This window comes from Amycolatopsis sp. 505 (assembly GCF_031625235.1).
Classification (GTDB): domain Bacteria; phylum Actinomycetota; class Actinomycetes; order Mycobacteriales; family Pseudonocardiaceae; genus Amycolatopsis.
The window spans coordinates 1,390,580-1,416,897 of sequence record NZ_JACKQP010000001.1 but is presented as its reverse complement, the minus strand read 5'-3'; the positions used below and the strand labels follow the sequence as shown (position 1 = coordinate 1,416,897).

Here is a 26,318-nt window from a genome sequence, read left to right as displayed (position 1 = left end):
CTCCCCCTGGAGGTGAATCTTGACGGTGGACACCGGGCAAGAATTGGGCGGCACGATTCCCCGAGCCCGCGTCGAAGACGACGCTCCCCGGCTCGAACCCATGCTGCACCTCGAATGGTCGCGGGCGATCGAACTCCCGCAGGCCGCCATGACGGCGGCGACGCCGGCGGAACTCCGCCGCGCGTGGGTGCACCGCGCACCCGAAGACAGCGTCCTGGCCCTGTTCCGCGCTTCGGCCGGGATGGCGGGCCCGATCCCCGCGCCGTGGTGGCTGCGCGCGATCGCGGACGGCAAGCTCGATTCGCGGGAGCAGGGTTTCCGCGTCGAGGACCGGATCGCGCAACTGCTCGGCAGGCGCCCGGGGTGGGAATTCGTCCCGTGGGCCGCGGACGGTGAATCCGGCTACTGGGAGTTCATGCCGTCCGAACGCGGCAAATCGGGACACGCGATTCCGACGACGGTGATGAACACCGACCGGCACGAGGGCTGGATCGACGTCCTGCCCGCGCACACCGGGCCGACACCGGACCCGATCCCGATCGCCGGGCTCGCCGGACTCCGGTCGCGTCTCGGGGTGATCGAGGCCGTTCGTTAACCTCTCCCTCCGTGGAGAAAGAAGACGGGCGTCGGCTGCGCAGCGTGGTCAGTTACGTCAAGCGCGGTGGCCGGATGACCGTCGGGCAGCAGCGGGCGTGGGACGACCACTGGCCGCGGCTGGGCCGCACGGTGAGCGAGCTGCCCGAAGGGCCGCTCGACTTCACCGCGTGGTTCGGCCGCGAGGCGCCGGTGATGCTGGAGATCGGCTCCGGCATGGGCGAGACGACCTCGCAGCTGGCCGCCGCGGCGCCGGAGCTCAACTACGTCGCGGCCGAGGTCTACGACCCGGGCCTCGGCCAGCTGATGCTGCGCGCCGAAAAGCTGGGCGTCGAGAACCTGCGGCTGCTGCACGGTGACGCCGTCGTGCTGCTGACCGAGCACGTCGAGCCGGACACGCTGCACGGCGTGCGGCTGTTCTTCCCCGACCCGTGGCCGAAGAAGAAGCACCACAAGCGGCGGATCGTGCAGCCGTCGTTCGCCGCGCTCGTGGCGTCGCGGCTCGCCCCCGGCGGCACCTTCCACATGGCGACCGACTGGGAGAACTACGCCGAGCAGATGCTCGAGGTCTGCTCCGCCGAACCCGCGCTGCGGAACTGCTACGACGGCTGGGCGCCGCGGCCGGAGTGGCGGCCGGTGACGAAGTTCGAGCAGCGCGCCGACGTCGAAGGCCGCGTCTCGCACGACCTGATCTTCGAGAAGCGCTGAAGGGGACTCTCCCCGGATCCCCTGCGGAGAAAGTCCACTTCAGCTCACTACCCCCGGTATCCGCCCCTCCCCCGACAGAGGGGCGAACGCCCTATTCGTCGGCCAGCGGCTCGGCCTGGACCCGCTTCAGCGCGGGGGTGCAGACCGACGCGCCGAGCAGGGCCACCCCGACCCCGAGCACGACCGGCGCCAGCAGCCACGGGCTGAGCACGATGCCGCGCGCGTCGACCATGCTGTAGAGCCCAACGCCGACCAGTACCCCGACGATTCCCGCGCCGATCGTGGCGACCAGCGCCGGCAGCGCGGCTTCCATCCGCAACGCCCTGGCCAGCACCCGCACCGGCGTGCCCGCGGCCATCAGCGCGCCGAACGTGCGGCGGCGGTCCATCACCGAGCCCGCGGTCGCGACCGCGGCGCTGCAGCCGGCCAGGACGCCCGCCGCGATCAGCCCGATCACGGTGACCCGGCGCAGGTCGCCGAGCTCGGTCTGCTGGTTGTACAGGTACTGGTCGCGGCTGCCGATCTCCGCGCCCGCCGCCGGGCCGGCCAGTGCCGTCCGGACGGTCTCGCGGTTCGCGTCGGTGGTCGGCGCGACGACGGTGTAGTCGGTCAGCTCGAGACCGTCCGGCAGCGCCGCCGGGTCGACGATCAGCGTGTCCGACAGGTCCGCGTCCCGGGGGTGCACGGCTTCCACCCGCGTCCCCGACTTCGCGGCCACCGCCGTCCCCTCCCAGTTCGTGGCGAACTTGTACTGGGCCAGGTCGATCGCCGAGTCGCCGAACACGGCCGGGCCGCCCGCGCAGTTGTCCGGGGTGAGCCCGTAGCGGGTCAGCTTGACGGCGTCGGCGCAGGTCATCACCAGCGCGCGGTGGCCGTACCGGTTGGGCGCCTGGCCCTTGACGAGGTAGACCTCGCCGACCGCGACCGCCTGCTCGTTCTGGCCGTACTTCCGCAGGGCGGCGTTGGCCTGGTCGACGATCGTGCCCGCGTGCCGGCCGTCGGTGTCGACGTAGAGCACGGAGTCGGCGTAGGACCGCCCGCCGCCGGCCATCGATTCGAACGTCGGCAGCAGCGTCAGCGCCATCGACCCGGCGAACACCGCCAGCACGATCCCGGCGGAGGCCCGGTAGGCGCCCTTCGGGTCGTCACGCAGGCGGCGGCCGGCGAGCAGAGCGGACGGGCGCCGCCAGACCCGGACGAACGTGCCGCCGACCGCCGACGTCACCCACGGCCCGACGATCGCGGCCGAGCCGACCAGGAAGAACAGGCCCGCCATGACCAGCCCGATCCCGCCGGTCTCCTGCACCGTCGTCACGGCGATGAGGAAGAACGCGCCGGCCGCGGGCAGGGCCAGCAGCCGCCACCAGTGCAGCGGCTTCTTCGTGTGCCCACCGGTCGCGAACAGCGGGTTCTTCAGGACCCGGCGCAGGCCGAGGACGCCGGCCAGCACCACGAGCACCGGGATGGCCAGGACGATGAACACCGTCAGGCCGACCGGCAGCGCGAAGTCGGACGCCAGCCAGGTGCCGCCGGCCCACGGCACGAACGACGCGAGGCCGTGCAGGGCCGGGCTGATCAGCAGCCCGAGGGCCGCGCCGATGCCCGCGGACAAGGTCGTCTCGGCGGCCACCATGTTCGTGACCTGCCCCGGCGTCGCCCCGGCTAGCCGGATCGCGGCCAGCCGCCGTTCCCGCCGGGCCGCGGTCAGGCGCGCCGACGACGCGACGAGCACCAGGCTCGGCACCAGCAGCACGATGATCCCGACCCAGGACAGCAGCATGAGCAGCGCGTCCGGGCTCGCCTTCCCGCTCGGGAACCCCGCCACCTGGGACACGTTCTCCGGCATCGCGTCCGGGGCGTGCCCGGTCAGCGCGACCAGCTGCTCCGGGAACCGGAGACCGTCTTCGCCGAGCGAGCCGACGGGCTTGCCGAACCGGTCGCCGAGCTGGGCGGCCGGGTTGGCCTGCAGGAGCCGGCCGAGCGCGGGGGACACGACGGTCTCGCCGGGGCCGGGCAGCTGCGGCACGCCCGGCGGCAGCTTGATCGACCCGGCCGTCGCGCCGGGCGCCAGTGCGACGTCGACGCGGACGATCTGCTTGCCGTCGAAGTAGTCCTTCGACGCGTTGAAGAGCAGGTTGACCGGGCCGTCGGAGCCGTGGCTGTAGAACTGTTCGCCCTGCCAGAGGGCGCGCTGTTCGCGGTTCTGGGTGGCGAACGGCAGCGTCGCCAGCAGCAGCACCAGCCCGGTCGCGACGGCCACCCCGATCGCGGTGAGGATCGCCGACGTCCGGGTCCGCCGGTCGACCCGCAGCACCCGCAGGGCGATCTGGAGGGAGTTCACGCGGCCAGCCTCGCCGCGATCAGGCCGTCCCGGATGGCGACGGTCTTGGGCATCGACTCGGCCAGCTCGCGGTCGTGGGTCACCACGATCACCGCGGCCCCGGTCTCGTGGGCGGCGCCGAGCAGCGCGTCCATCGTGTCGCGGCCGGTGCGCGTGTCGAGCGCACCGGTCGGCTCGTCGGCGAAGATGACCTTCGGCCGGTGGGTCAGCGCCCGGGCGATCGCGACGCGCTGGGCCTCGCCGCCGGACAGCTCGCCGGGACGGCGGCGCTCCTTGCCGGCCAGGCCGAGGCGGGACAGCCAGACGCGGCCGGCGTCGATGGCCTCCTTGCGCCCGAGCCCGGCCAGCAGCGACGGCAGCGCGACGTTCTCTTCGGCCGACAGCTCGGCCACCAGCATCCCCGACTGGAAGACGAACCCGAACTCGGTGCGGCGCAGTTCGCTGCGCTTCTTCTCGCCGAGGTGGTCGATCCGCTGCCCGGCCAGGAAGATTTGCCCGTCGTCGGCCCGGAGGATGCCGGCCAGGACGTGCAGCAGCGACGTCTTGCCCGAGCCGGACGGCCCGACGATGGCGACGGCGTCCCGCGGCTGGATGTCGATGTCGATGCCGGCCAGGGCGTGCTGGTTGCCGTAGCGCTTCACCAGCCCGCGGCCGGAGAGCACCGGGCCGTTCGTCGCGTGTGGAGTGTTCGGGTCCACGAGGTTTCTCCCTGTCGGTCGGATCTTGATGCCGACGAGCCTCGCCGAAACCACGGGGTGTCCACTTCGGGCAGACGGCCAGTGACTACCCCGGCCGCCTCGGCCGATCGGCCGAGGGAGGGCGGGCCACTCGGCCAAGGTGCGGGCACCGGGGAATCACGTAACGTCACGTTGTGCCCGCCGCGCCCCTGCCGAAAACGCTCTACACCCGCGCCGCCGCCCTGGTGCGGCGCATCGGCGTGCCCGCCGCCGTGCTGTACGCCGCGCTGCTGTTCGACGTCATCTACACGACGCAGGCGGCGCTCGACGAGCACGGCCCGCGCTTCGTCGACTTCGGCCTGCTGCCGGGCATCTTCGCGATGGTGGCGTGCGGCCTCTGGGCCCAGAAGCGCGCCGCGGTCGCCGGCGTGGCCGGCGGCGGGGTGCTGATCTTCTCCACCCTCTTCCTGCACGCGTTCCACATCCCGCCGTACTCCAGCGTGCTGCCGAAGGTGACGATCACCGAGGTCGTGGCCGGGGTGCTGATGGTCTACTACGTGGCCCGCCGGGCCCGGGCGGGCGTGGCGTTCTGCGTGGTCGGGTTCCTGGTCGTCGCGGGGCTCATCGCCGTCTTCGGCCGCTACGCCGGAGTCGGTGACATCGACAGCGGCACCGGCACCCAGGCGCTGCTGTTCGGCCTGCTGCTGCTCGTCGGGGCCCTGGTGCCGGCCATCGCGACCCGGGACCGCCGGCCGCAAGCCGATCCGCGGGTGCGGCGGCTGAACCGGGTGAACGAGCTGGCGATGGGGCAGTGGCCGCTGATGGGGCTGCTGGCGTTCGCGCTGCTGTTCGAGTTCGGCTACACGTATTCGAGCAACGCCCGCGGGTTCCCGATCCTGTTCTGTTCGCTGGTCGCGGCCGTCATCGCGGTGCTTTCGCCGCGGCGGCCCGCCGACGCGCTGCTCGGCCTCGCCGGGATCATGCTCGTCTCCGCGGTCGTCACGCCGTTCCTGAACCTGCGGTCCTACGACTACCAGATGCCGGGCGGGGTGCCGGCCGTGCAGGTGATCGCCGGCATGGGCGTGGTGGTGAACCTGACCCGCGCCCAGGGGCTGAGCCGGTCCTGGCCGCGGATCGCCGTGCTGTCGAGCGTGGTGGCGCTCGCCGCGATCCTCAACTCCTACCGGTCCCGGGGCCTGCAGACCGACCCGGAAACCTTGACGCTGCTGGCCTTCGCCGCGGCGCTGATGCTGGGCATCTCGATCGCCGTCGGCCTGATGCTGCGCTCGCGGGACGCCCAGCGCACCCAGGCCGTGCAGACGGCGGTGAGCGACGCGCAGACGGCCGAGCGGATGGCGCTGGCCCGCGAGCTCCACGACGTCGTCGCCCACCACGTCACCGGGATCGTCGTGCAGGCGCAGGCCGCGCGGATGATGGCCGAGAAGAAGCCCGAGATCGCGGTCGAGGCGATGGCCCGGATCGAGAACGCCGGCGTCGAGGCGCTCGCGGCGATGCGGCGGCTGGTCCGTTCGATGCGCGGCGACGCACCCGCCGGGATGAGCGAGTTCAGCGAGCAGGCCACCACCGATCTCGGCGCGGACCTGCGGAAGCTCGTCGAGACCGCGAACCACGGCGTGCCGACGTCGATGCACCTCGACGTGCCGCCGGACCTGCCGCACGAGGTCGGCCGCTCGGCGCTGCGGCTGGTGCAGGAGTCGCTGACCAACGTCGGCAAGCACGCTTCGGGCGCGACCGAGGCGTTCGTCGTCGCCGAGGTGCAGGGAGATCAGTTGCACCTCAGGGTGACGGACAACGGGCGGGAGACGGCGCACCGGCCGGCCGGCGGCTCGGGCGGCTACGGTCTGGTCGGCATGCGCGAACGCGTCGCGCTGCTCAAGGGCCGGTTGTCGGCCGGGCGGGATCCGGACGGCGGCTGGCGCGTCGAAGCTTGGCTGCCGCTGGCGGCCGGAGAAGACCAGGAAGGGGACGAGTGATCCGGGTACTGATCGCCGACGACCAGGAGATGGTGCGGATGGGTTTCCGCATGATCCTGGACGCGCAGGACGACATCGAGGTCGTCGCCGACGTCGCGGACGGCGTCTCGGCGGTCTCGAAGGCCCGCGAGCTGCGCCCGGACGTCTGCCTGCTCGACATCCGCATGCCCGGACTCGACGGCCTGGAGGTCACCCGGCAGCTGGCCGGCCCGGACGTGGCGGACCCGCTGAAGGTGGTCGTGGTCACGACGTTCGACCTCGACGAGTACGTCCACACGGCGCTGCGCAACGGCGCGTCCGGGTTCCTGCTGAAGGACGCGGGCCCGGCGCTGCTGATCGAGGCGGTCCGCGCGGCCGACCGCGGTGACGCGCTGGTGTCGCCGCAGATCACCGTGCGGCTGCTCAAGCACTTCAACGGCGGCGCGGTGAAGCCGCAGGCCGCCTCGCCGTCCGAGCCGCTGACGCCGCGGGAGCTGGACGTGCTGAAGGCGGTCGCGCGCGGGCTGACCAACACCGAGATCGGCGCGGAGCTGTTCATGTCGCTGTCGACGGTGAAGACGCACCTGGCGTCGGTGCAGAGCAAGATCGGCGCGCGGAACCGGGTGGAGAGCGCGGCGTGGGCGTGGCGGAGCGGAGTCGTTTCGTGATTCCGGGTGCGTAGTATCCAGAGATGCAACGCCGTTTCCACGCCCCTGTCGTTCTCCCCGCCGACCCGTCCTGTTCGCTTCTCCGTGACGCGGTCGTCGACGTCGACGCCGATGGGCGCATTTCGTACTGCGGACCGGCGGCCACCGCCCCGGAATCCGCCGCACCGGTCACCACCCTGACCGGCATCCTGCTGCCCGGCCTGGTCAACACGCACGCGCACAGCCCGATGACGCTGCTGCGCGGCATGGGCGGCGACCTGCCGCTGCTGCCCTGGCTCAACGAGATCATCTGGCCGGCCGAGGCGAAGCTGCGCCCGGAGGACGTCCGCACCGGCATGCTGCTCGGCTCGGTCGAGATGCTGCGCCACGGCGTCACGACCAGCGCCGAGATGTACTTCGAAGGCGAGCAGCTGGTCGACGCGGTCCTGACCACGGGCGGCCGGGTACTGGTCGCGCCCCCGGTGATGGAGCTGCCGGGCCTGGACTGGAAGACCCAGCTGGCGGCGATCGAGCGCTGGATCGACACGGACGGCCTCCGCTTCGGCCACGGAGACCGCATCGAGCTCGGCTACGGCCCGCACTCGGCGTACATGCTCTCGTCCGACGGCTTGCGCGCCACGGCGGAGTCGGCGCGCTCGCGCGGCGCGTTGGTCCAGATCCACGTCGCCGAGGCGGCGGCGGAGGACACAGCGGTTCGTGCTTCTCATGGTTCGGTGCCGGCTTTGCTTCGTGAGCTGGGCATGCTGGACGGCCGGGTGCTGGCGGCGCACTCGATCCACCTGTCGGATACGGACATCGCGCTGTACGCGGCCCACGGCGTCGGCATGGCGCACTGCCCGGGCTCGAACGCGAAGCTGGCTTCGGGCATCGCGCGGATCGCGGACCTGCGCGCGGCGGGGGTTTCGGTTGGCCTAGGTACCGACGGCCCGGCGTCCAACGACGACCTCGACCTGTGGGAAGAACTGCAGCTCGCGGCCATGTTCGCCCGCCTGGCCACGGGCGATTCGACGGTACTGACGGCGGCCGACGTCTTCCTGCTGGCGACTCGGGGCGGGGCGGCCGCGTTGGGGCGGTCCGACATCGGCTCTTTGGAGCCGGGCCGGTGGGCCGACCTGGTGCACATCGACCTGGACGACCCGGCGTTCGCCTGTGGCTTGGACGTGCCGGACGCGCAGCTGCTGTCGAACCTGGTGTGGGCGGCAGGCTCGCGGCGCGTGCGGGATGTGTGGGTCGCGGGTGAGCAGGTCGTGGCCGACGGCGAGTCGACGAAGGTGGACCGCGCGAAGGTGCAGGCCGGCGTGGCCGAGACAGCGGCGCGGCTGCGGGCTTGATCCGGAGTCCCGAGCGGGCCTAACGCGGGCGGAGGATGATCTCCGTCGGGTGGGCGTCCGGGGTGGCTGACACCGCCGTCACCACCGCGGTGGCCACCGAGTCCGCCGTCAGCAGGTGGGACGTGTCGTACTCGCGGCCTTCGCCCGCGAAGATCGCCTGCTGCATCTCCGTGTCCGTGCGGCCCGGGTAGACCGACGTCACGCGGATGTCGCGCTCCTCCTCGCGGAGGGCGTCGGCGAAGGCGCGGGCCGCGAACTTGCTCGCCGCGTACGGGGACCAGCCCGGGCGGGCGTTCAGGCCGGCTCCGGAGTTGATCACCACCACGTGGCCGCGGGCCGCGCGCAGGGCCGGGAGCAGGAGGCGGGTCAGCTCGACCACCGCCAGGGTGTTGACCTCGAAGTTCTCGCGCCACGCCGACGCCGACGCGTCCTCGATGCGGCCCAGGCGCGCGACGCCCGCCGAGTGGACCAGGACGTCCAGGGACGCGATGTCCGCGACCGCCGCCGCCAGCGACGCCGGGTCCGTCAGTTCCACCGGCCACGGCTTCGCGCCCGGGAGCTCCTTCGCCAGCGCGGCGAGTGCGTCGGCGTCCCGGCCGCCGAGGAGGACCCGGTGGGTCGGGGCCAGCTGGTGGGCGATCGCCGCGCCGATTCCGCGGGAGGCGCCGGTCACCAGGGCCAGGGGAAGATCCGTCATGACCTCACCGTAGCGGCGAACCCGGCGTCCACCGTGCGGTCTTCGCGCTTTCCGGCGCCGAGGGTGCGGGGGTCCGTGCAGCCGGACGCCGGGTCGACGTCGGAGTCGCGGGTGTCGTCGCCCGCGTCCTTGGCCGCCGGGTGGTGGCCGTCCGCGGTGAAGCACACCTGGTACGTGCCGTCTTCCAGGCCGTCGAAGCCGTACGAGCCGTCGGGGGCGGTGACCACGTTCGCGACTTCCTTGCCGCTCGCGTCCTTCAGCACCACCTTGACGCTCGCGAGGCCCGGCTCGCCCGCGTCCTGCAGGCCGTTGCCGTCGGTGTCGGCCCAGGCGAAGTCGCCGATCCGGTTCGTCGGCGACAGCAGCCCGAGGTCCACCGCGAGGTCCTCGTGGGACGGGCCGCCCACGGTGCGCGGCGCGGTGCAGCCGTCCGGGTCGGCGTCCGAATCGCGCTCTTCGCTGCCGGCGTCGCGGCGGGTCACGGTGAAGTCCGCCGGAACCGCGAAACAGACCTGGTACGTGCCGTCCTTCAGCTTCTCGAAGCCGTACTTGCCCTGGTCGTCGGTCGTCGCGGTGCCGACCGTGCCGCCGGCGCCGTCCTTCAGCGTCACCTTGACCCCGGCGACGCCGGGTTCGTCCGGGTCCTGCAGCCCGTCTCGGTTGCGGTCCGCCCAGACGAAGTCGCCGATCTTCGCGATGGCCGGGGGCGGGAGCACGGTGATCGTGGCCGACGCCGTCTTGTCGCCGAGCGTGCCGCCCGCGTAGTGCACGCCGGTCACCTTCGCCGTGTTGACGTGCCCGTTGTCGGCCACCGTGAGGTCCGCGTGGTCGCAGGTCAGCTGCCGGTTCGCGCCCGCGGCCAGCGCGAACGGTTCGAACGACCCGGGGCACCACGGGTCCTGGACCGTGATACCGGTGAGGTCCTGGGTGCCCTCGTTGGTCACGGTGATGCGGTAGTGCGCGGGTTCGCCCGCGGTGACCGTCGCGAACGACGCCCACGCGCCGGTCGCCGGGTTCTGCACTTCCTTCTTGACCGAGTAGGCGGCGAGCTGGAGGTCGACGCAGTCCCAGTGCAGCCGATCGAGGGTGCTCGTCGCGAAGAACTTCACCGCGGCCGCCTTCGCGGGCGCCGTCGCAGGCGGGAACTCCTGCCGGACGAGGGTGCCGTCGCCGGCGTAGTGGTCGGCGACGAGCTTGGTCTCCTGGATCTGCGTGCCGGTGGCGTCGTAGAACCGCAGGCCGGTGGCCGGTTCGTAGCGCGGCGCGATCGAAGCCGTCCAGACGCCGAGGGTGTAGACGCCCCCGGGCACGAACCGCTCGGTCTGGTACGCGGTGCTGGTCTTGCCGTCCGGTGTCTGGATGACCGCCGCCCGCTGCCCGTCGACCGCGTACTGCTGCTCGGTCGCCAGTCTCGGCACCTTCGCGGCCGGTGTTCCGGGCGGGACCGGCGCGGCCGGGTTGAAGACGTACCCGTCGGGTGCGCCGTTCCTCGCCGTTTCCTCGACGCTCGGGTTCGCCGCGAGGCCGCCGCAGACCGGCGGCGCGTCCTCGGCGACGGACGCCGACGCGGGAACGACCGCCGCCGCGATCGCCACCACCGCCACCGCCACCGTGCGCCCCGAGAAGATCACCCTTCGACTATGGCGCGCGGCACGGGCCCGCACCGGCCGAAGACCGTCCACTTAAGAGTGAACCTCGGCCGGTGCAGACCTCTGCGTCAGCGTTCGCCGATGCGGCCGGGCAGCCCGAAGCGGCCCTTCTTCCACACCGACACGATGGCCGGCCGCGGCTGGGCGGTGCCGCCGTCCGGCCAGTGCGACGTCGGGTTCGCCGAGCTCGCCGCGTTCTCCCCGGGGTGCTGGACCGCGACGAGGACCAGGTTGTCGGTGACGACCGGGCCGCACGTCTCGGCGCCGACCGGCACCGACAGGAACTGCTTGACGTGCCCGCGCTCCGGGCCGGTGACCGGCACCGAGAACAGGCCGTCGTTCGCGCCGAGCGCGTTGCCGTCGGTGGCGATCCACAGGTTGCCGTGCCGGTCGAAGGCCACGTTGTCCGGGCAGGAGATCGGACTGACCTGGTTCTTCGGGAAGCCGCCGAAGTAGGTGTCGGCCGCCGCGGGGTCGCCGCAGACCAGCAGCAGCCGCCAGGCGAAGCGGGTCGACGCCGCGTCGCCGCGGTCCTCTTCCCACTCCAGGACGTGGCCGTTCTTGTTGCCGTTGCGCGGGTTGACCTCGTCGACGCCGGCCTTGCCCGCCGCGCCGCGGTCGCTGTTGTTGGTCAGGGCCGCGTAGACCCGGCCGTTGACCGGGTTCGGCTCGATGTCCTCCGGCCGGTCCATCTTCGTGGCGGCCACCTTGTCCGCGGCCTGGCGGGTGAAGACGTAGACCTCTTCGGCGGTGAATCCGTCCACAAAGGACGTGTCGCCGCTGGCCAGCGGGATCCACTCGCCGCGGCCGTCGAACTCGCCGTCGGCCGGGAGCTTGCCCGTGCCGTCGATCTCCGCGGCCGGGCTGTCGCCGGTGAAGCGGCCGACGTACAGCGTGCCCTCGTCGAGCAGCGCCGAGTTGTGCCGCCGCGCGTGGGCGCTGTGGCCCGGCTTGTACTTGCCCTTGGAGACGAACTTGTAGATGTACTCGAAGCGGCTGTCGTCGCCGGAGTAGACGGCGACCCGGCCGTCGGCGGTGATCTTGATGTTCGCGGCCTCGTGCTTGAAGCGGCCGAGCGCGGTGTGCTTGACCGGCGTCGAGTTCGGGTCGTTCGGGTCGATCTCGACGACCCAGCCGAACCGGTTCGGCTCGTTGGGCTCCTGCGCGACGTCCCAGCGCTTGTCGAAGCGCTCCCACTTGCGGGTGCTCGTCCCGGTGCCGACGGTGTAGCGCTTGAGCCGCGCCGCCGCGACCGGGTCGGTGACCTTGTCGGAGTTGGCGAAGTACTGGTCGAAGTTCTCCTCGCCGGAGAGCACCGTGCCCCACGGCGTCACGCCGCCGGAGCAGTTGTTCTGCGTGCCGCGGACCTTGCGGCCGGTCGGGTCGGCCGACGTCCGGAGGAACTTCGAGCCGGCGGCCGGGCCGCGGACCTCGAAGATCGTGTCGAGGGTGATCCGGCGGCCGTACCGGCTCGGGACGACCTCCAGGCCGCCGTGGATCGGGTCGCGGCGGGCCTGCAGCACCGAAAGGCCGTGCGCCGCCCAGGCGATCTTCGCCTGCTCCTCGGTCGGGTTCGCCGGGTCGTACTGGCCGGCCGGGAACATGTGGACCTCGGTCGTGTACTCGTGGTTGACCACGAGCAGGTTCGACAGGCCCAGCGGGTCCTGCGGGATCAGGCCGACGAAGTCGTTGTTGTACCCGAACTGCTTGGCCTGCGCGGCCGCGGTCTGCTTGGTGAAGTCGAACTCCGGCGCGCCCGCGACGACCGGGTCGCCCCAGCGGACGACGACGCGCTGGGCGTACCCGTCGGGGATGCTGACCGCGTCGAGCTTGTTCGGCGGGACCGGCGTGAAGTCGGTGCCCGGGACCGGACGCGGCCGGGGCTGCGGCTTCCGGAGCGGCGAGGCCGCCGCCGTCCCGGACAGGGCGGCGAACCCGCCCGCGGCGGCGGCCATCACGGCGCCGGCCTTGAACACCCGGCGGCGCGAGATGTCCTTGACGACGTCGCCGAAGTACTCGTTCCCGGATTCGTTGGCCTCCGGGTGGGCGCAGGCGTTGCCGCAGCGGTACTCACAGGTGACCGGGGAACGGCCGCCGGGGTGGACGGGCAGCAGGGGAAGCAGGCGGTCGGGCACGAGGCCTCCATGGTGGGAGTTCGGGAACGAACCGACCGTAAGCTTCCCAAACCAGCCATTCACGACATACAGGTGAACGGCGGGTGTATTGCTGCTCCGTACGGGTGTGACTCAGAACTCTTCGCCGACGAGCACCGCTTCCTCCGGCAGCGTGTGCGGGTCCGCCTTCTTCTCCCGCAGCGAGAGCAGCGCCCCCGCGACGACGCACAGCACGGCCGAGGCGACGAACGGCGCCTGCGGCGAGCCGAACCACTCGGCGACGTGCCCGACGAGCGTCGCGGCGACCGCGCCACCCAGCCAGCGGCAGAAGTTGTAGCCCGCGCTGGCGACCGGGCGCGGCGCGTCGCTGATCGACATCGCGGTGCCGGTGAACAGTGTGTTCAGCAGGCCCGACACCAGCCCGGAGACGATGATCCCGGCGACCAGCACCGGCTTGCTCGGCACGGCGAGGACCAGCATCAGCACGGCGTACCCGAAGACGGCGGCCGCGGCGGCGTGCCGCTCGCCGAGCCGGGCGGCCAGCCGCGGCGCGAGCGCGACCCCGGCGACCGCGACGCACAGGCCCCAGCCGCAGAACACCAGGCCGACGGCGATCGCGCTCCAGCCGAGGACGAACGGTGACCAGGCCAGCACGGCGAAGAACGCGGCCGTGTACAGCGCCGAGGCGACCGAGGTGCGCAGCAGGCCGGTGTGCTTGAGCGCGCGCAGCGGGTCGAGCAGCTTGACCGGCGTTCGCTGCTCGTGCTTGTCGCTCTTGAGGAACACCGCGCACAGCACGAGCGCGCCGGCCATCAGGATCGCGGTGCCGAGGAACGGGCCGCGCCACGAGATGCTGCCGAGCAGGGCGCCCAGCAGCGGGCCGACCGACAGGCCGACGCCGAGGGCGGCTTCGTAGAGCAGGATCGCGCCGGACTGGCCGCCGGTCGCGGCGCCGACGATCACCGACAGCGCAGTCGCGATGAAGAACGCGTTGCCCAGGCCCCAGACCGCGCGCAGCCCGACGAGCTGCTCGATCGACCCGGCGGCCGCGCACAAGGCGGTGGCCGCGACGATCAGCGTCAGCCCGACGAGCACCGTGCGCTTGGCGCCGAAGCGGGCGCTCGCCGCGCCGGTGACCAGCATCGCGACGACCTGGACGCCGAGGTAGGACGAGAAGAGCAGGGTGACCTGGGACGGCGTCGCGTCCAGGCCCTTGGCGATGGACAGCAGGATCGGGTCGACCAGGCCGATCCCCATGAAGGCGATGACCGCGGCGAACGCGGTGATCCACACCTGCTTGGGCTGGCCCTTGACCGCGTCCAGCAGGCTCGAGTGGTGTTCAGCGCTCATCGCTGATCAGTTCCTCCTTCTTGGTGTCAACGAGCAACTTGGCGAGAGCGGGCAGGGCGGCTTCGATCGCTGCGCGGTCGGATTCGTCCATCGCGATGAGCCGCTCGCGGAGGAATTCCTCGCGAGCCGTCACCAGTTCGGCGTAAAAGCGCAGGCCCTCGTCGGTGACTTCGACCAGCACCGCGCGGCCGTCGGCGGGGTCCGGGCGACGGGTCGCGAGGCCGAGCCGTTCGAGCCGGCCGACGACGTCGGTCATCGACGGCAGCCGCACCCCTTCCAGCTCGGCCAGCGCGGACATCCGCCGCGGACCGCCGTTGACCAGCTCACTCAGCACCGAACCCTGGGTGAGGGTCAGCGTCAGCTGCGGGGTCTGGCGGCGGACCTGGTGGTAGAGCCGGAAGACCAGCGGCCGCAGCCGGTGGGCGAGATCGGTGATCGCGGAAGTCACTTAGCTAGGCTAACAAAAATTAGTAAGGGTGGCTAAGTAAGTCCGCTCACAGGTTAGGCTCGGGCCATGGACGCGGTGATCTTCGACCTCGACGGCGTACTGGTGGACTCCGAGCGGATCTGGGACGAGGTGCGGCGAGCGGTCGTCGCCGAGCACGGCGGCACGTGGCGCGAGGAGGCGACGCGCGCCCTGCAGGGGATGAGCACGCCGGAGTGGGCGCGGTACCTGGTCGAGGAGCTGGGCGCCCGGACCACCCCGGCCGAGATCGCGACGGTCGTGGTCAAGCGGATGGCGGCGCGGTACGCGGCGGAGCCACCGCTGATCCCCGGCGCGGTGGACGTCGTCCGGCAGGTGTCGGCGCGGTGGCCGGTGGCGATCGCGAGCTCGTCGCCGGTGATCCTGATCAAGGGGTTCCTCGACGTGACCGGCCTGCCGGTGGGAGCGGCGGTGTCCTCCGAACAGGTCGGGGCCGGGAAACCGGCGCCGGACGTCTACCTGCGGGCGGCCGAGCTCCTGGGCGTGGCGCCCGGCGATTGCGCGGCCGTGGAGGACACGACGAACGGGCTGCGGTCCGCGCTGGCGGCGAAGATGGCGGTCTACGCGGTGCCGAACCCGCACTTCCCGCCCGACCCCGAGGTGCTGAAGCAGGCGACGGCGGTGGTGGAGGAGATCACCGGCTTGCCGGGTGCGCTTGGTCTGGGTTGACCTCGTAGCGGACCGGCGGCGAACCGGGCTTGACGTCGGCGAGGAACACCCGGTCCCGCCCCAGCGCACCGACCTCCTTCGCCGGGCTCAGGTCGCCGGCCGCGTCGTAGAGGCGCAGGCCCCGGACCTCGGCGCTGACCAGGATGACCGCCTTGCCTGCCGGCAGCGGGCCGCCGTCTTTGCCCACGTACCCGGCCCGGACGACCCGGTCCGACCGCGGGACGCACGACGGCGACTCGATGCCGAACTGCGAACCGGTGCCGCCGTGCGTGGTGCCCTTGAGGAACGTCTCGACGCAGAACCACGGCCGCCCCGATAAGTCGGCCGGGTTGACCGCGTACGACGTCCACGCGTTCGTCTGGCCCGCGAAGTCGGTGAGCGCCACCGGCTCGTTCCCGCCGACCAGGTTCTCCGGGGAGATCACGGGCTTGGCGAGCACCAGCTCCTGCCCCGGCTGCGTCGCGGGCTGCGGCGGCGGGGGCTGGGCGGTGTTGACCTGGGTGGCGATCGACACGCTGGTCAGCACGACCAGGACGGCGGCCAGCGGAGCCACCCAGACGGCGGCCCGGCGGCGTCTCGACGGCCGCCGCTGCCGGCGCTGCTGTTCCGCCCAGGCCAGCTCGAGGTCGGGCGAGACCTCCCGGGCCTGTTCGCGCAGTGCTTCGGCCAGCTTGCGTTCGAGGTCGGTCATCGCTCACCTCCCAGGTCGTCCCCCAGGTGCTTGCGCAGGTTCTCCATCGCGTGGTGCGTCGTCGCCTTGACCGTGCCCGGCGAGATGCCCAGCGTTTCCGCGATGGCCGCTGTGCTCAGGTCCAGCCAGTACCGCAGCACCAGCACCTCGCGCTGCCGCCGGGACAGCCGCGCCAGCACCGCCCGCAGCTGCTGGTGCTCCCAGTTGGCCACCGCCCGGACCTCGGCCGACAGCTCGTCCGGCGGCCGGTCCTGCGGCGTCCGCCGGACGACGCGCAGGTGCCGGGTCCGCGACCGCGACATGTTCACCACGGTCGTGCGGAGGTAGCCCGCCACGCGCGTGTGGTCGGTCAGGGTGTCCCAGCGCTGGTGGAGCTTGACGAACGCCTCCTGCGCGACGTTCTCCGCGTCGTCCGCGCCGAGCAGGTGGGCCAGCCGGGTCATCTGCCCGAAGTACTCCCGGAACAGGTCGTGGAAGGTCGGCGCGCCCAGGTCCCCCGGCACGCTCTCGCCCACACTCGCACTCACACCCCGCCAACGCCCGCCCCGCCCCACCGGTTTAGTGCACCACGCGAAGAAGGCCGCCACCAGCGGTGACGGCCTCCTCCGACGGCAGTTCCTACCGCTCGACCTCGCCGCGGATGAACTTCTCGACGGCGTCGCGGGCGGTCGCGTCGTCGTACTGCTCCGGCGGCGACTTCATGAAGTAGGACGACGCCGACAGGATCGGGCCGCCGATGCCGCGGTCGAGCGCGATCTTCGCGGCGCGCACGGCGTCGATGATGATGCCCGCCGAGTTCGGCGAGTCCCACACCTCGAGCTTGTACTCCAGGTTCAGCGGCACGTCGCCGAACGCGCGGCCCTCGAGCCGGACGTAGGCCCACTTGCGGTCGTCGAGCCACTGCACGTAGTCCGACGGTCCGATGTGGACGTTGCCCTTGCCGAGCTCGCGGTCGACCTGCGAGGTGACGGACTGGGTCTTGGAGATCTTCTTGGACTCGAGCCGCTCGAGCTCCTTCATGTTCAGGAAGTCCATGTTCCCGCCCACGTTGAGCTGCATCGTCCGGTCGAGCTGGACGCCGCGGTCCTCGAACAGCTTCGCCAGCACGCGGTGCGTGATGGTGGCCCCGACCTGGGACTTGATGTCGTCACCGACGATCGGGACGCCGGCGTCGGTGAACTTCTGCGCCCACTCGGGGTCGGAGGCGATGAACACCGGCAGCGCGTTGACGAACGCCACGCCGGCGTCGATCGCGGCCTGGGCGTAGAACTTGTCCGCCACCTCGGAGCCCACCGGCAGGTACGAAACGAGCACGTCGGCCTGCGCCTCGCGCAGCGCGGCGACGACGTCGACCGGGGTCTCGTCGGACTCCTCGATCGTCTCGCGGTAGAAGCGGCCGAGCCCGTCGTGGGTGTGGCCGCGCTGGACGGTGACGCCGAGCGGCGGCACGTCGGCGATCTTGATGGTGTTGTTCTCGGAGGCGAAGATCGCCTCGGACAGGTCGCGGCTGACCTTCTTGGCGTCCACGTCGAACGCGGCGACGAACTCGATGTCGCGGACGTGGTAGCCGCCGAAGTCGACGTGCATCAGACCGGGGACGCGGGTGGCCGGGTCCGCGTCGCGGTAGTACTGGACACCCTGGACCAGCGACGCCGCACAGTTGCCGACGCCCACGATGGCCACCCGTACGCGGCGGTTCTCGCCCATGGGGGTTTCTCCTTCAATCCGTGTCTGTTCAGTAGGTCTGGTGCCGCGACGCTGCGGCCCGGGCCGGGCGGCTCAGGTCTCCGGACCCTGCCGTTCGGCTTGTTCGTGCGCGATCAGCTCGTTGAGCCAGCGCACCTCCCGCTCGCTGGTCTCCAGCCCCAGCCGGTGCAGCTCGCGGGTGTAGCGATCGATCTTCTCCTCGGCCCTGGCCAGCGCCGCCCGCATACCCTCACGGCGTTCCTCGACGCGGCGGCGGCGGCCCTCGAGGATCCGCATCCGCACGTCGGCCGGGGTCCGCGAGAAGAAGGCCAGGTGGACGCCGAAACCTTCGTCGTCCCAGGTCTGCGGCCCGGCGTCGCCGAGCAGCTCACCGAAGCGCTCCTTGCCCTCCGCGGTGAGCTTGTAGACCCGCCGTCCGCGCCGCGACCACGCCCGGTCGTCGGCCTCGTCCAGCTCCTCGACCAGGTATCCGGCCCGCAACAGCTTCCGCAGGGTCGGGTACAGCGAGCCGTACGAGAACGTCCGGAACGTGCCGAGCGTCTCGTGCAGCCGCTTGCGCAGCACGTACCCGTGCATGGGCGCTTCGTGCAGAAGACCGAGGATCGCGAACTCCAGCACACCGCACCCCCTTTCGGGAACAAACCGAGACCACCCGCGTTGCTCCGAACGAGCGCCTCGATCCAACCTACTCAGCCACTATATCGCGCCGATACATCGAAGTGGCGAAGCTAACCTCCGCTCACTACCCATCAGGGTCGAAATTCACCGGAGAGTTATCGAACGTCCGGCGTGTCCGCCCCGGTCCCGGGCTTGCGGGCGCTAGGGGGCGTGGACGCCACAGGAAGAGCCCGTACTCTGTCCTCGTGATTAACCAGCGGCAGGTCGTGGACTACGCGCTGCAGCGCCGTGCGCTGCTGGCCGAAGTCCGCTCCGGGCGCGTCGGCAGCCACGAGGCCTGCGACGCGAGCCCGTACCTGCTGCGAGCGGCGAAATTCCACGGCCGGGATGGCGACCAGCCCTGCCCGATCTGCCGCCAGGAGCCGCTGACCCTGGTGTCCTGGGTGTACGGCGACGAGCTCAAGCACGTGGCGGGCTCGGCCAGGACACCGGAAGAGCTGGCCAGGATGGCGGGCTCGTTCGCCGAGTTCACCGTGTACGACGTCGAAGTGTGCCGGGCGTGCCACTGGAACCACTTGGTCCGGTCATACGTCCTGGGCACAGGGGAACCGGCGGGTCCGCGAAGGACCGCGGGCCGGTGAGCCACCGTACGACCATCGCAACACGCAGGTCAGACCCCCTGCGGGGACTGATCCGGGAGGACCGTCCGTGACCGACGACAACCGCTCCTGGCCCAACCAGGAGCCAGACGCACCCCGTCGCGCCCCATGGCCGGGTGACGACGCGGGACCGGCGTGGCCCGGTGAGTCGCCTCGGCGCGCCACCCCGCCCCGCGGCAACCCCGGGCAGGGCGGCCCGGCCTGGCCCGCCGGCGACGAGGGTGGCCGGCAGTGGCCCGCTGACCAGCCACGACGTCCGCAGGCGCCACGCGGCCAGAGCGGTGCGTCCGACCGGCGCCAGCCGCCCGGACGGCGTCCCGGTGGCCCGCCCGGCTCGCCGCCGCAGGGTTTCCGGCAGCCTCCGCCGGCCGGACGGCGTCCGGACCCGGAACCCGAACGTGAGCCGGATCTCATCACCCACCACGCGCACAACGGGACCGAGGACGCCTACGAGCCGTACGACGACGACCGCTTCGACGAGTTCGCCGACGACGTCGGGCCCCAGGAGGAGCTCGACGAGAAGGGCCGCAAGGTCCTCACCCCGGCGCAGCGGAAGAAGCGCCGCTGGAAGATCATCCGGCGGGTCGCCTACGCTTGCGTCGGCGTCTTCTTCGTCGTCCCGGCGATCGCGTTCGTGATCACCTACTTCATGGTCGACGTGCCGACGCCGGAGAGCGTCGCGGCGCTGCAGAGCCAGCCGGTGACGTACTACTACAACGACGGCAAGACGGTGATGGGCAAGTCCCTGCCCAAGGGCGGTGACCGGCAGCTGGTCAAGCCGGGCGAGATCCCCGACGTCGTCAAGCACGCCGTGTACTCGGCCGAGGACGCGACGTTCGAGACCAACTCGGGCTTCGACTTCACCGGCATCCTGCGCGCGGTCTTCAACCAGGCGACCGGTGGCCAGGGCGGTGGTTCGACCATCTCCCAGCAGTACATCAAGAAGGCCACCGAGAACGACGCGCCGACGCTCACCCGCAAGTGGACCGAGCTGGCCAAGTCGTTCAAGATGAACAACCAGGAGTCCAAGGAAGAGATCATCACGGGCTACCTGAACATCATCTACTTCGGACGCTCGGCGAACGGGATCCAGGCGGCCGCGAAGGCCTACTTCAACAAGGACGTCAAGGACCTCAACGCGTCCGAGGCGGCGCTGCTCGCGGGTCTCATCCAGGGCCCGAGCAAGTCGGAGAACCAGGAGTACGCCCAGCGCCGCTGGAACTACGTGATGGACCAGATGGTGGCCAACAAGTGGCTGCGGGCCGACGAACGCGCGGGCGCGCAGTTCCCGACGCCGGTCCCGAAGGCGGCCAAGGACACCAACCAGTCGATGTCGTTCCACATCCAGCAGCGGATCGACGACGAGCTGGCGGACGAGGGCTACGACAGCGCCAAGCTGCACGCGACCGGCGCCAAGGTCTACACCACGATCGACCCCAAGGCCCAGAAGGCGGCCGAGGACGCGGTCGCGGAGAAGATGAAGGGCCAGACCGACGACCGGCTCCTCAGCGCGCTGGTCGCGGTGAGCCCGAAGACCGGCGGCATCCTCGCCTACTACGGCGGCCCGGACATCGTGAAGAACGCGGAGGGGAAGGACCAGACCGGCCAGGACCGGGCCAACCAGGCGCGGAACCCGGGTTCGTCGTTCAAGGCGTTCGACCTCACCGCGTACCTGAAGATGGGCAAGGGCCTCGGCGACACCTTCGACGGGTCCAACAACCGGAAGTTCGGCAACCCGCCGAAGACGATCCGCAACGCGGGCGAGAGTTCCAGCTGCGGCCCGCAGTGCACCGTCGCCACGGCGATGGAGATCTCGGCGAACACCGTGTTCTACGACATGGTCTACAACATCACGAAACCGGCGAAGGTGGCCCAGGCCGCCAACGAGGCGGGCGTGCCGACGTCGCCGCAGATGAGCCAGGACATCAACATCGCACTCGGCGGTGGCGCCACCGTGGCCACGCCGGAGGCCATGGCCGCGGGGTACGCCACCTTCGCCGGCGATGGCATGCAGCGTCCGGCCCACTTCGTCGCCAAGCTGACCAACGCCCAGGACGAAGTCGAGTTCGACGAGAGCAAGTACCAGGCCAAGCCCGCGTTCGACAGTGACGCGCAGAAGACCGCGCAGATCGCCGGCAACGTGACCACGGCGCTCGGCCCGGTCATCAAGCACTCCAACCTGCAGTGCCCGGCCGGTCACCAGTGCGCCGGCAAGACCGGTACGCAGCAGTACGACCCGCGCGACGGCGACCCCGCCTCGTACAAGGACCGCAACGCCCAGACCTGGATGGTCGGCTACACGCCGTCGGTCTCGGCCGCGGTCTGGGTCGGCGGCGACGGCAACATCCCGCTGCACGACAACAAGAACAAGCCGATCTTCGGTAGCACCATCTCCGGCCCCATCTGGCAGGAGTTCATGAAGAACTACCTGGACGGGGCCCCGCCGGAGAAGTTCAACAAGGTCGACCCGATCGGCAAGGACGTCAGCGAAGTCACCACGACGCAGTCGAAGCCCTCGGACACGCCGACGCCGACGGAAACCCCGACCTCGACGCCGTCCGAGACGCCCACGGAGACCGAGACGGAGACCGAGACCTCGAGGACGAGGGTGAGCCGGCCGACGCTGCCGGGTACGGGCGGACCGACCCCGCCACAGCCCGGCGACGGGCTCGCCCGGCCACCGGGCGCCGGAGAAGGCTGATCGGAGGCCCCGCACTGGGAACAGTGCGGGGCCTTCGCCGTTCCGGTGAACCACCGCCGCCCGTGGTCCGTGTGGAGTGTCGAGGGGTCTGCGCCCGCAGCCCACTTGCGTACCCGAGGACGGCCCCGTGTACACCGACCGAAATCGCTCGAGGTCCGGCCGGAGGCCGGTGCCGCGTGGTCGTTACCAGCCACGCCGGCCCCTTCCGCCGCGGCCGGCCGAACCGGACGAGTTCACCGCCGACGTCACCCCGGAGCCGGCGCCGGACGCGCGCAGGCGCCGCCGCTGGAAGACGGTCCGCCGGGTGCTGTACGTGCTGTCCGGCCTGTTCTTCCTGGTCCCCGCGGTCGCCTTCGTGATCACGTACTTCGCCGTCGACGTGCCGTCGCCGGACACGGTCGCGCAGTCGCAGGGCCAGGCGGTCACCTACCTCTACGCCGACGGCACCGAGATGGGCAAGGACGTGCCCACCGGCGGGAACCGGCAGATCCTGAGCCCGGCCCAGATCCCGGACGTCGTCAAGAAAGCGGTGATCGCCACCGAGGACGCGTCCTTCGAGACCAACTCCGGCTTCGACCTCTCCGGCATCGCCCGGGCCGCCTACAACCAGGTCACCGGCGGGTCCGGCGGCGGGTCGACGATTTCGCAGCAGTACATCAAGGTCTCGTCCGGCGACGACGCCCCGACGTTGACGCGCAAGTGGGTCGAGCTCGCGAAGTCGTTCAAGATGAACCAGACCTACGAGAAGGCGGACATCATCACCGCCTACCTCAACATCATCTACTTCGGCCGCGGCGCGTACGGCATCCAGTCGGCGGCGCAGGCGTACTTCGGCAAGGACGCCAACCAGCTGGACTACTCCGAGGCCGCGCTGCTCGCCGGCCTGATCCAGCAGCCGGGCCGGTCGGAGAACGGGACGGTCGCCCGCGACCGGTGGAGCACGGCACTGGACCGCATGCAGCGCAACGGGTACCTCTCCGCCGCCGACCGGAAGGCGGCGAAGTTCCCGGCACCGGTCCCGCTCGTCGAATCGCGGCAGGGGACCACGCTGAACCCGTTCGTCAAGAAGCAGGTGAAGGCCGAGCTGGCCGCGGCCGGGATTCCCGAGGAGAAGTACTACTCGGGCGGGTTCCAGGTGTTCACGACGATCGACTCGAAGGCACAGGAAGCCGCCGAGAAGGCCGTCGCCGAGGGCATGGCCGAACAGACCGACGACCGCATCCTCGACGCGCTCGTCGCCGTCGACCCCAAGTCCGGCGGCGTGCTCGCCTACTACGGCGGCGCGCCGATCGTGAAGGGCCCGAACGGCGAGGACCAGGCCGGACGCGACTGGGCGGACGAAGCGCACAACCCCGGGTCGTCGATGAAGCCGTTCGACCTCACCGCGTTCCTCAAGGGCGGCCGCGGGCTCAACGCGGTCTTCGACGGCCGCTCGCCGCGGACGTTCCCCGACGTGCCGCTGCCGGTGCGCAACGCCGGCGCCAGCAGCAGCTGTTCCGAGCAGTGCACGGTGGCCGAGGCGATGCAGCGGTCCACCAACACCGTCTTCTACGACATGGTGCTCAACGTGACCAAGCCGGGCGGGGTCGCCGAAGCCGCGCAGGAAGCGGGCATCCGCACGAAGGACACCGGCGGCCGCAGCGTGCTGTTCACCGGCGACAACAACATCTCCATCGGCGGCGGGCAGACCGCGGTCACGCCGGCGGACATGGCCTCGGCGTACGCGACCTTCGCCGCCGGCGGCGTCCAGCACGGCCGCCACTTCGTGCAGAAGGTGACGAACTCCGAGGGCGAAACCGCCTACGAGGCCGACACCCGGGCGACGGACGCGTTCGCCGACAACGACCGCGGCAAGAGCAGGCAGATCGCCGGGAACGTGACCGCCGCGCTGGCGCCGGTGATCCCGTTCTCGCGGCTGACCTGCCCGGCCGGCCACGAGTGCGCGGGCAAGACCGGCACCCAGCAGCACACGCCGGGCGACGACGAACCCGCGTCGGCGGCGAACACGAACTCGCAGACGTGGATGGTGGGGTACACGCCCTCGGTCGCCGCCGCTGTCTGGGTGGGCGGCGACGGCGACAAAGCCCTGCGCGGCCCGGCCGGCCAGCCGCTGACCCCGTCCCTGGTGGCCGGACCGGTGTGGCAGCGGTTCATGCAGCTCTACCTGTCCGGCAAACCGGGCGAGCGCTTCGACCGCGTCCAGGCGATCACCTCGCCGCAGGACGACCAGCTGCAGTTCCAGCTCCAGCAGCAACAGCAGCAGCAGCAACAGTTCCAGCAGCAGCAACAACAGCAGCAGGAGCAGCGCTTCACCATCGGCCGCGGCGGCAACCCGGATCAGCAGCAACAGCAGCAGCAGAACCGCGTGCGGCGCGACGGCCGGGGTCCCGGACGCGGCAACGGGAACGACACCGGCCAGTCGAACTCCGGTCCGTGAAACCGGGGGAGGAGGCCGTGACCTCGGAGCTGGGGGTCACCGAGGTCACGGCCGGTCAGGGGGTCAGAGGTCGACCACGACGCCTTCGACGCCGGAGCGGTGGGCCGCCTCGATGACGCGCAGGGCCTCGACCGACGAGGCCGGGTCGACCGGGAACTCGCCTTCGCCGCGCAGCGCGTCGCGCACCTGGGCGTAGAACTGCTCGTAGCGGCCGGTCTCGGTGGGCACGGTCTCGATCTCCGGGCCGACGCCGAGCTTCCCGGCGTCCGCCGCGGGCTCGGTGCCCCAGCCCGCGTCGCCGGGACGCAGACCCGCCTTGATCTGCGGTTCCTGCACGTCGAGGCCGTACTTGGTGAACGTCGCCCGGTCGCCGAGGACGCGGAACCGGGGGTTCAGCGTGGCCGCGAGGGCGGTCGCCCACAGGTGCGACCGGACGCCGTTCGCGTGGTGCAGCGCGACGAAGACGTCGTCGTCGACCTGGACGCCGGCCCGGCGGCGGTCGACCTCCGCATAGACGCGGGTGACCGGGCCGAACAGCTGCAGCGCCTGGTCGACGATGTGCGCGCCGAGGTCGTAGAGCAGGCCGCCGGCCTCGGCCGGGTCGCCGAACTCGCGCCAGTTGTCCTTGGGCTTCGGCACCCAGCGGTCGTAGCGGGACTCGAAGCGGAACACCTCGCCGAGGCGCCCGGAGTCGAGCACCTTCCGCACGGTGAGGAAGTCGGAGTCGAGGCGCCGGTTCTGGAAGACGGTCAGGCCGACGCCGGCCGCCTTCGCCGCGTCGACGACCTGCTGGGCTTCGGCCGCGGTCGGCGCGAACGGCTTGTCGACGACCACCGGCAGGCCGGCTTCGACCGCCCGCAGCGCGAGCGGCACGTGCGTGCGGTTCGGGGTGCTGACCACGACGAGGTCGAGCTCGCCGGCCCGCTCGAACAACGCGTCGGCGTCCGGCACGACCTCCGCGCCCGGGTGGTCGGTGCGGGCCTGGGCGGCGTTGCCCGACGTCGTTATCACCGAGGGGGTGAGCCCGGGCGTCGCGGCCACCAGGGGCGCGTGGAAGACGCGGCCCCCGATGCCGTACCCGAGGATGCCCACGCGCAAGTCGTCCGCCATGCCGCTATTAAACAACAGCGTTGCCTAACTGACCAGACGTGGGAAGATCCTGTCCATGGCGGAGACCGGGGTGAACCTGCGCGACGTGCGCGCGCACAACCGCGCCCTGCTGCTCTCGCACATCCTGCGCACCGGCGGTCTCAGCCGCGTCGAGCTGGCCGAACGCACCGGGCTCACCCAGCAGGCCGTCTCCAAGATCGTCCCCGAACTCCTCGACACCGGCCTGCTGGACGAGCAGCGGCAGCCGTCGGCCGGCGTCGGCAAACCCCGCACCACGCTGCGCATCCGGGCGGGCGCCCGGCACGCGCTCGGCGCGCGCCTCGACCGCGACGAGTACCACGTGCTGCGCACCAACCTCGTCGGCGAGGTCGAGGAGACGGCGGGCGGCCCGCTGCCGCCCGGCTTCACCCCCGCGCAGGCCGTCGAAGCCATCGGGGCCACCGCGCTCGAACTCGCCGACGGCTTCGACGTGCTCGGCCTCGGCCTCGGCGCGGTCGGCCCGCTGGACCACCGCGCCGGCCTGGTCCGCGACGCGACCAACATGCCCGGCTGGCACGACGTGCCCCTGCGCGACCTGCTCGAGCAGCGCACCGGGCTGCCGGTGACGCTCGACAAGAACACCAACGCCGCCGCGTTCGCGCAGCTCTGGCCGCACGGCGAGCCGACGGCGACCGCGGTGGCGCTCGTCGGCACCGGCATCGGCGTCGGCCTGCTGATCGACGGGCGGCTCTACCGCGGGCCGCGGACCAACGCGGGTGAGTTCGGGCACACCACGATCGCCTTCGACGGGCCGCGCTGCGCCTGCGGGCGCCGCGGCTGCGTCGAGATCATGGCGAAGCAGGCACCGGACACCCGGGCCGCCGCGGGCTTCCTCGGCGTCGGGCTGGCCGATCTGGTGCAGGTGCTCGACCTGGAGCGGATCGTGCTGGCCGGACGGGCGGTGCGGGACGAGCCGGACGTCCACCGCGAAGCCGTTTCGGACCGGCTGGGGGAACTGCTGCCCCTGCCGCACTGGCAGCGCATCGAGGTCGTCGAAGACGGCTCCGGCGAGGAGATCGTCACGCGCGGGGCGGCCGCGGAGGTGCTGGCCTCGTACTACGCGAATCCGGCGTGATCACCGGCTTCACCACCGCGCACGTC

At 71.6% G+C, this 26,318-nt stretch carries 22 protein-coding genes; 10 read left to right on the top strand and 12 right to left on the bottom strand.

Annotation, left to right across the window (positions count from 1 at the left end; genetic code table 11):
* Positions 1–25: 25 nt before the first annotated feature.
* Entirely contained in the window at positions 26–595 is a 570-nt protein-coding gene (locus H5965_RS06845) for a hypothetical protein (protein ID WP_310968428.1), read from the top strand.
* A gap of 74 nt (positions 596–669) precedes the next feature.
* Positions 670–1,302 carry a tRNA (guanosine(46)-N7)-methyltransferase TrmB gene (trmB, locus tag H5965_RS06840; RefSeq protein WP_310968519.1) on the top strand — a complete coding sequence of 211 codons (633 nt, stop codon included), beginning with the start codon at positions 670–672 and terminating at the stop codon, positions 1,300–1,302.
* Between the two features lie 91 nt (positions 1,303–1,393).
* On the opposite strand, the gene H5965_RS06835 is transcribed toward trmB, so the two are convergent.
* Both H5965_RS06835 and H5965_RS06830 read right to left on the bottom strand, forming a co-directional pair.
* The gene (locus H5965_RS06835) at positions 1,394–3,643 is read right to left on the bottom strand and encodes an ABC transporter permease (protein ID WP_310968427.1); all 2,250 of its coding nucleotides are present in this window, start codon (positions 3,641–3,643) and stop codon (positions 1,394–1,396) included.
* Positions 3,640–4,341 (bottom strand): ABC transporter ATP-binding protein, encoded by a 702-nt coding sequence (locus H5965_RS06830; protein ID WP_310968426.1) that lies wholly within the window; start codon positions 4,339–4,341, stop codon positions 3,640–3,642. The genes H5965_RS06835 and H5965_RS06830 overlap by 4 nt, the downstream gene beginning before the upstream one ends.
* Before the next feature lie 173 nt (positions 4,342–4,514).
* Here H5965_RS06830 and H5965_RS06825 point away from each other — a divergent pair, with 173 nt between their 5' ends.
* The 3 genes from H5965_RS06825 to H5965_RS06815 are packed head-to-tail and all read left to right on the top strand — an operon-like array spanning position 4,515 to position 8,292.
* Positions 4,515–6,314 carry a histidine kinase gene (locus H5965_RS06825; protein WP_310968425.1) on the top strand — a complete coding sequence of 600 codons (1,800 nt, stop codon included), beginning with the start codon at positions 4,515–4,517 and terminating at the stop codon, positions 6,312–6,314.
* Entirely contained in the window at positions 6,311–6,961 is a 651-nt protein-coding gene (locus tag H5965_RS06820; protein WP_191313514.1) for a response regulator transcription factor, read from the top strand. The genes H5965_RS06825 and H5965_RS06820 overlap by 4 nt, the downstream gene beginning before the upstream one ends.
* A gap of 23 nt (positions 6,962–6,984) precedes the next feature.
* Entirely contained in the window at positions 6,985–8,292 is a 1,308-nt protein-coding gene (locus tag H5965_RS06815; protein ID WP_310968424.1) for an amidohydrolase, read from the top strand.
* A 19-nt stretch (positions 8,293–8,311) separates the two neighbouring features.
* On the opposite strand, the gene H5965_RS06810 is transcribed toward H5965_RS06815, so the two are convergent.
* From H5965_RS06810 to H5965_RS06790, 5 genes are all read right to left on the bottom strand, one after another.
* Positions 8,312–8,989 carry an SDR family oxidoreductase gene (locus H5965_RS06810; protein WP_310968423.1) on the bottom strand — a complete coding sequence of 226 codons (678 nt, stop codon included), beginning with the start codon at positions 8,987–8,989 and terminating at the stop codon, positions 8,312–8,314.
* Complete coding sequence (locus tag H5965_RS06805) at positions 8,986–10,620, bottom strand: SdrD B-like domain-containing protein (RefSeq protein ID WP_310968422.1); 1,635 nt, start codon at positions 10,618–10,620, stop codon at positions 8,986–8,988. Before H5965_RS06805 ends, H5965_RS06810 begins: the two co-directional genes overlap by 4 nt.
* A gap of 86 nt (positions 10,621–10,706) precedes the next feature.
* Positions 10,707–12,773, bottom strand: a complete 2,067-nt coding sequence (locus H5965_RS06800) for a PhoX family phosphatase (RefSeq protein WP_310968421.1) — start codon at positions 12,771–12,773, stop codon at positions 10,707–10,709.
* A 111-nt stretch (positions 12,774–12,884) separates the two neighbouring features.
* Complete coding sequence (locus H5965_RS06795) at positions 12,885–14,102, bottom strand: MFS transporter (RefSeq protein ID WP_310968420.1); 1,218 nt, start codon at positions 14,100–14,102, stop codon at positions 12,885–12,887.
* Positions 14,092–14,550: a MarR family transcriptional regulator gene (locus tag H5965_RS06790; protein ID WP_310968419.1), complete on the bottom strand. Its 459-nt coding sequence runs from the start codon at positions 14,548–14,550 to the stop codon at positions 14,092–14,094. Before H5965_RS06790 ends, H5965_RS06795 begins: the two co-directional genes overlap by 11 nt.
* A 66-nt stretch (positions 14,551–14,616) precedes the next feature.
* Here H5965_RS06790 and H5965_RS06785 point away from each other — a divergent pair, with 66 nt between their 5' ends.
* Positions 14,617–15,255, top strand: a complete 639-nt coding sequence (locus H5965_RS06785; protein ID WP_310968418.1) for an HAD family phosphatase — start codon at positions 14,617–14,619, stop codon at positions 15,253–15,255.
* Here the strand turns inward: H5965_RS06785 and H5965_RS06780 are convergent.
* From H5965_RS06780 to H5965_RS06765, 4 genes are all read right to left on the bottom strand, one after another.
* Positions 15,221–15,946, bottom strand: a complete 726-nt coding sequence (locus H5965_RS06780) for a hypothetical protein (RefSeq protein ID WP_310968417.1) — start codon at positions 15,944–15,946, stop codon at positions 15,221–15,223. The genes H5965_RS06785 and H5965_RS06780 overlap by 35 nt on opposite strands.
* A complete protein-coding gene (locus H5965_RS06775) occupies positions 15,943–16,473 on the bottom strand; it encodes a SigE family RNA polymerase sigma factor (RefSeq protein ID WP_310968416.1) in 531 nt (176 codons plus the stop codon). The genes H5965_RS06780 and H5965_RS06775 overlap by 4 nt, the downstream gene beginning before the upstream one ends.
* 91 nt (positions 16,474–16,564) lie before the next feature.
* A complete protein-coding gene (locus H5965_RS06770) occupies positions 16,565–17,653 on the bottom strand; it encodes an inositol-3-phosphate synthase (protein ID WP_310968415.1) in 1,089 nt (362 codons plus the stop codon).
* A gap of 72 nt (positions 17,654–17,725) precedes the next feature.
* Entirely contained in the window at positions 17,726–18,271 is a 546-nt protein-coding gene (locus tag H5965_RS06765) for a PadR family transcriptional regulator (protein ID WP_086679623.1), read from the bottom strand.
* Positions 18,272–18,516: 245 nt separating this feature from the next.
* On the opposite strand from H5965_RS06765, the gene H5965_RS06760 reads away from it, so the two are divergent.
* The 3 genes from H5965_RS06760 (at position 18,517) to H5965_RS06750 (ending at position 24,068) form a co-directional block, all read left to right on the top strand.
* A complete protein-coding gene (locus tag H5965_RS06760; protein ID WP_310968414.1) occupies positions 18,517–18,912 on the top strand; it encodes a DUF5318 domain-containing protein in 396 nt (131 codons plus the stop codon).
* A gap of 67 nt (positions 18,913–18,979) precedes the next feature.
* On the top strand, positions 18,980–21,631 hold the full coding sequence (locus H5965_RS06755) for a transglycosylase domain-containing protein (RefSeq protein WP_310968413.1): 2,652 nt from the start codon (positions 18,980–18,982) through the stop codon (positions 21,629–21,631).
* 169 nt (positions 21,632–21,800) lie between these two features.
* Entirely contained in the window at positions 21,801–24,068 is a 2,268-nt protein-coding gene (locus tag H5965_RS06750) for a transglycosylase domain-containing protein (RefSeq protein ID WP_396136868.1), read from the top strand.
* Between the two features lie 63 nt (positions 24,069–24,131).
* Here H5965_RS06750 and H5965_RS06745 read toward each other — a convergent pair whose 3' ends face one another.
* The gene (locus H5965_RS06745) at positions 24,132–25,178 is read right to left on the bottom strand and encodes a Gfo/Idh/MocA family oxidoreductase (RefSeq protein WP_310968411.1); all 1,047 of its coding nucleotides are present in this window, start codon (positions 25,176–25,178) and stop codon (positions 24,132–24,134) included.
* Between the two features lie 55 nt (positions 25,179–25,233).
* On the opposite strand from H5965_RS06745, the gene H5965_RS06740 reads away from it, so the two are divergent.
* Positions 25,234–26,292 carry an ROK family transcriptional regulator gene (locus tag H5965_RS06740; protein WP_310968410.1) on the top strand — a complete coding sequence of 353 codons (1,059 nt, stop codon included), beginning with the start codon at positions 25,234–25,236 and terminating at the stop codon, positions 26,290–26,292.
* The last annotated feature ends 26 nt before the right edge of the window (positions 26,293–26,318 follow it).

Bases quoted from the DNA above. Each gene is read 5' to 3' on its own strand.
- H5965_RS06795 (WP_310968420.1), bottom strand. From the start codon at position 14,102: ATGAGCGCTGAACACCACTCGAGCCTGCTGGACGCGGTCAAGGGCCAG.
- H5965_RS06810 (WP_310968423.1), bottom strand. From the start codon at position 8,989: ATGACGGATCTTCCCCTGGCCCTGGTGACCGGCGCCTCCCGCGGAATC.
- H5965_RS06785 (WP_310968418.1), top strand. From the start codon at position 14,617: ATGGACGCGGTGATCTTCGACCTCGACGGCGTACTGGTGGACTCCGAG.
- H5965_RS06770 (WP_310968415.1), bottom strand. From the start codon at position 17,653: ATGGGCGAGAACCGCCGCGTACGGGTGGCCATCGTGGGCGTCGGCAAC.
- H5965_RS06815 (WP_310968424.1), top strand. From the start codon at position 6,985: ATGCAACGCCGTTTCCACGCCCCTGTCGTTCTCCCCGCCGACCCGTCC.
- H5965_RS06780 (WP_310968417.1), bottom strand. From the start codon at position 15,946: ATGACCGACCTCGAACGCAAGCTGGCCGAAGCACTGCGCGAACAGGCC.
- H5965_RS06745 (WP_310968411.1), bottom strand. From the start codon at position 25,178: ATGGCGGACGACTTGCGCGTGGGCATCCTCGGGTACGGCATCGGGGGC.
- trmB (WP_310968519.1), top strand. From the start codon at position 670: ATGACCGTCGGGCAGCAGCGGGCGTGGGACGACCACTGGCCGCGGCTG.
- H5965_RS06740 (WP_310968410.1), top strand. From the start codon at position 25,234: ATGGCGGAGACCGGGGTGAACCTGCGCGACGTGCGCGCGCACAACCGC.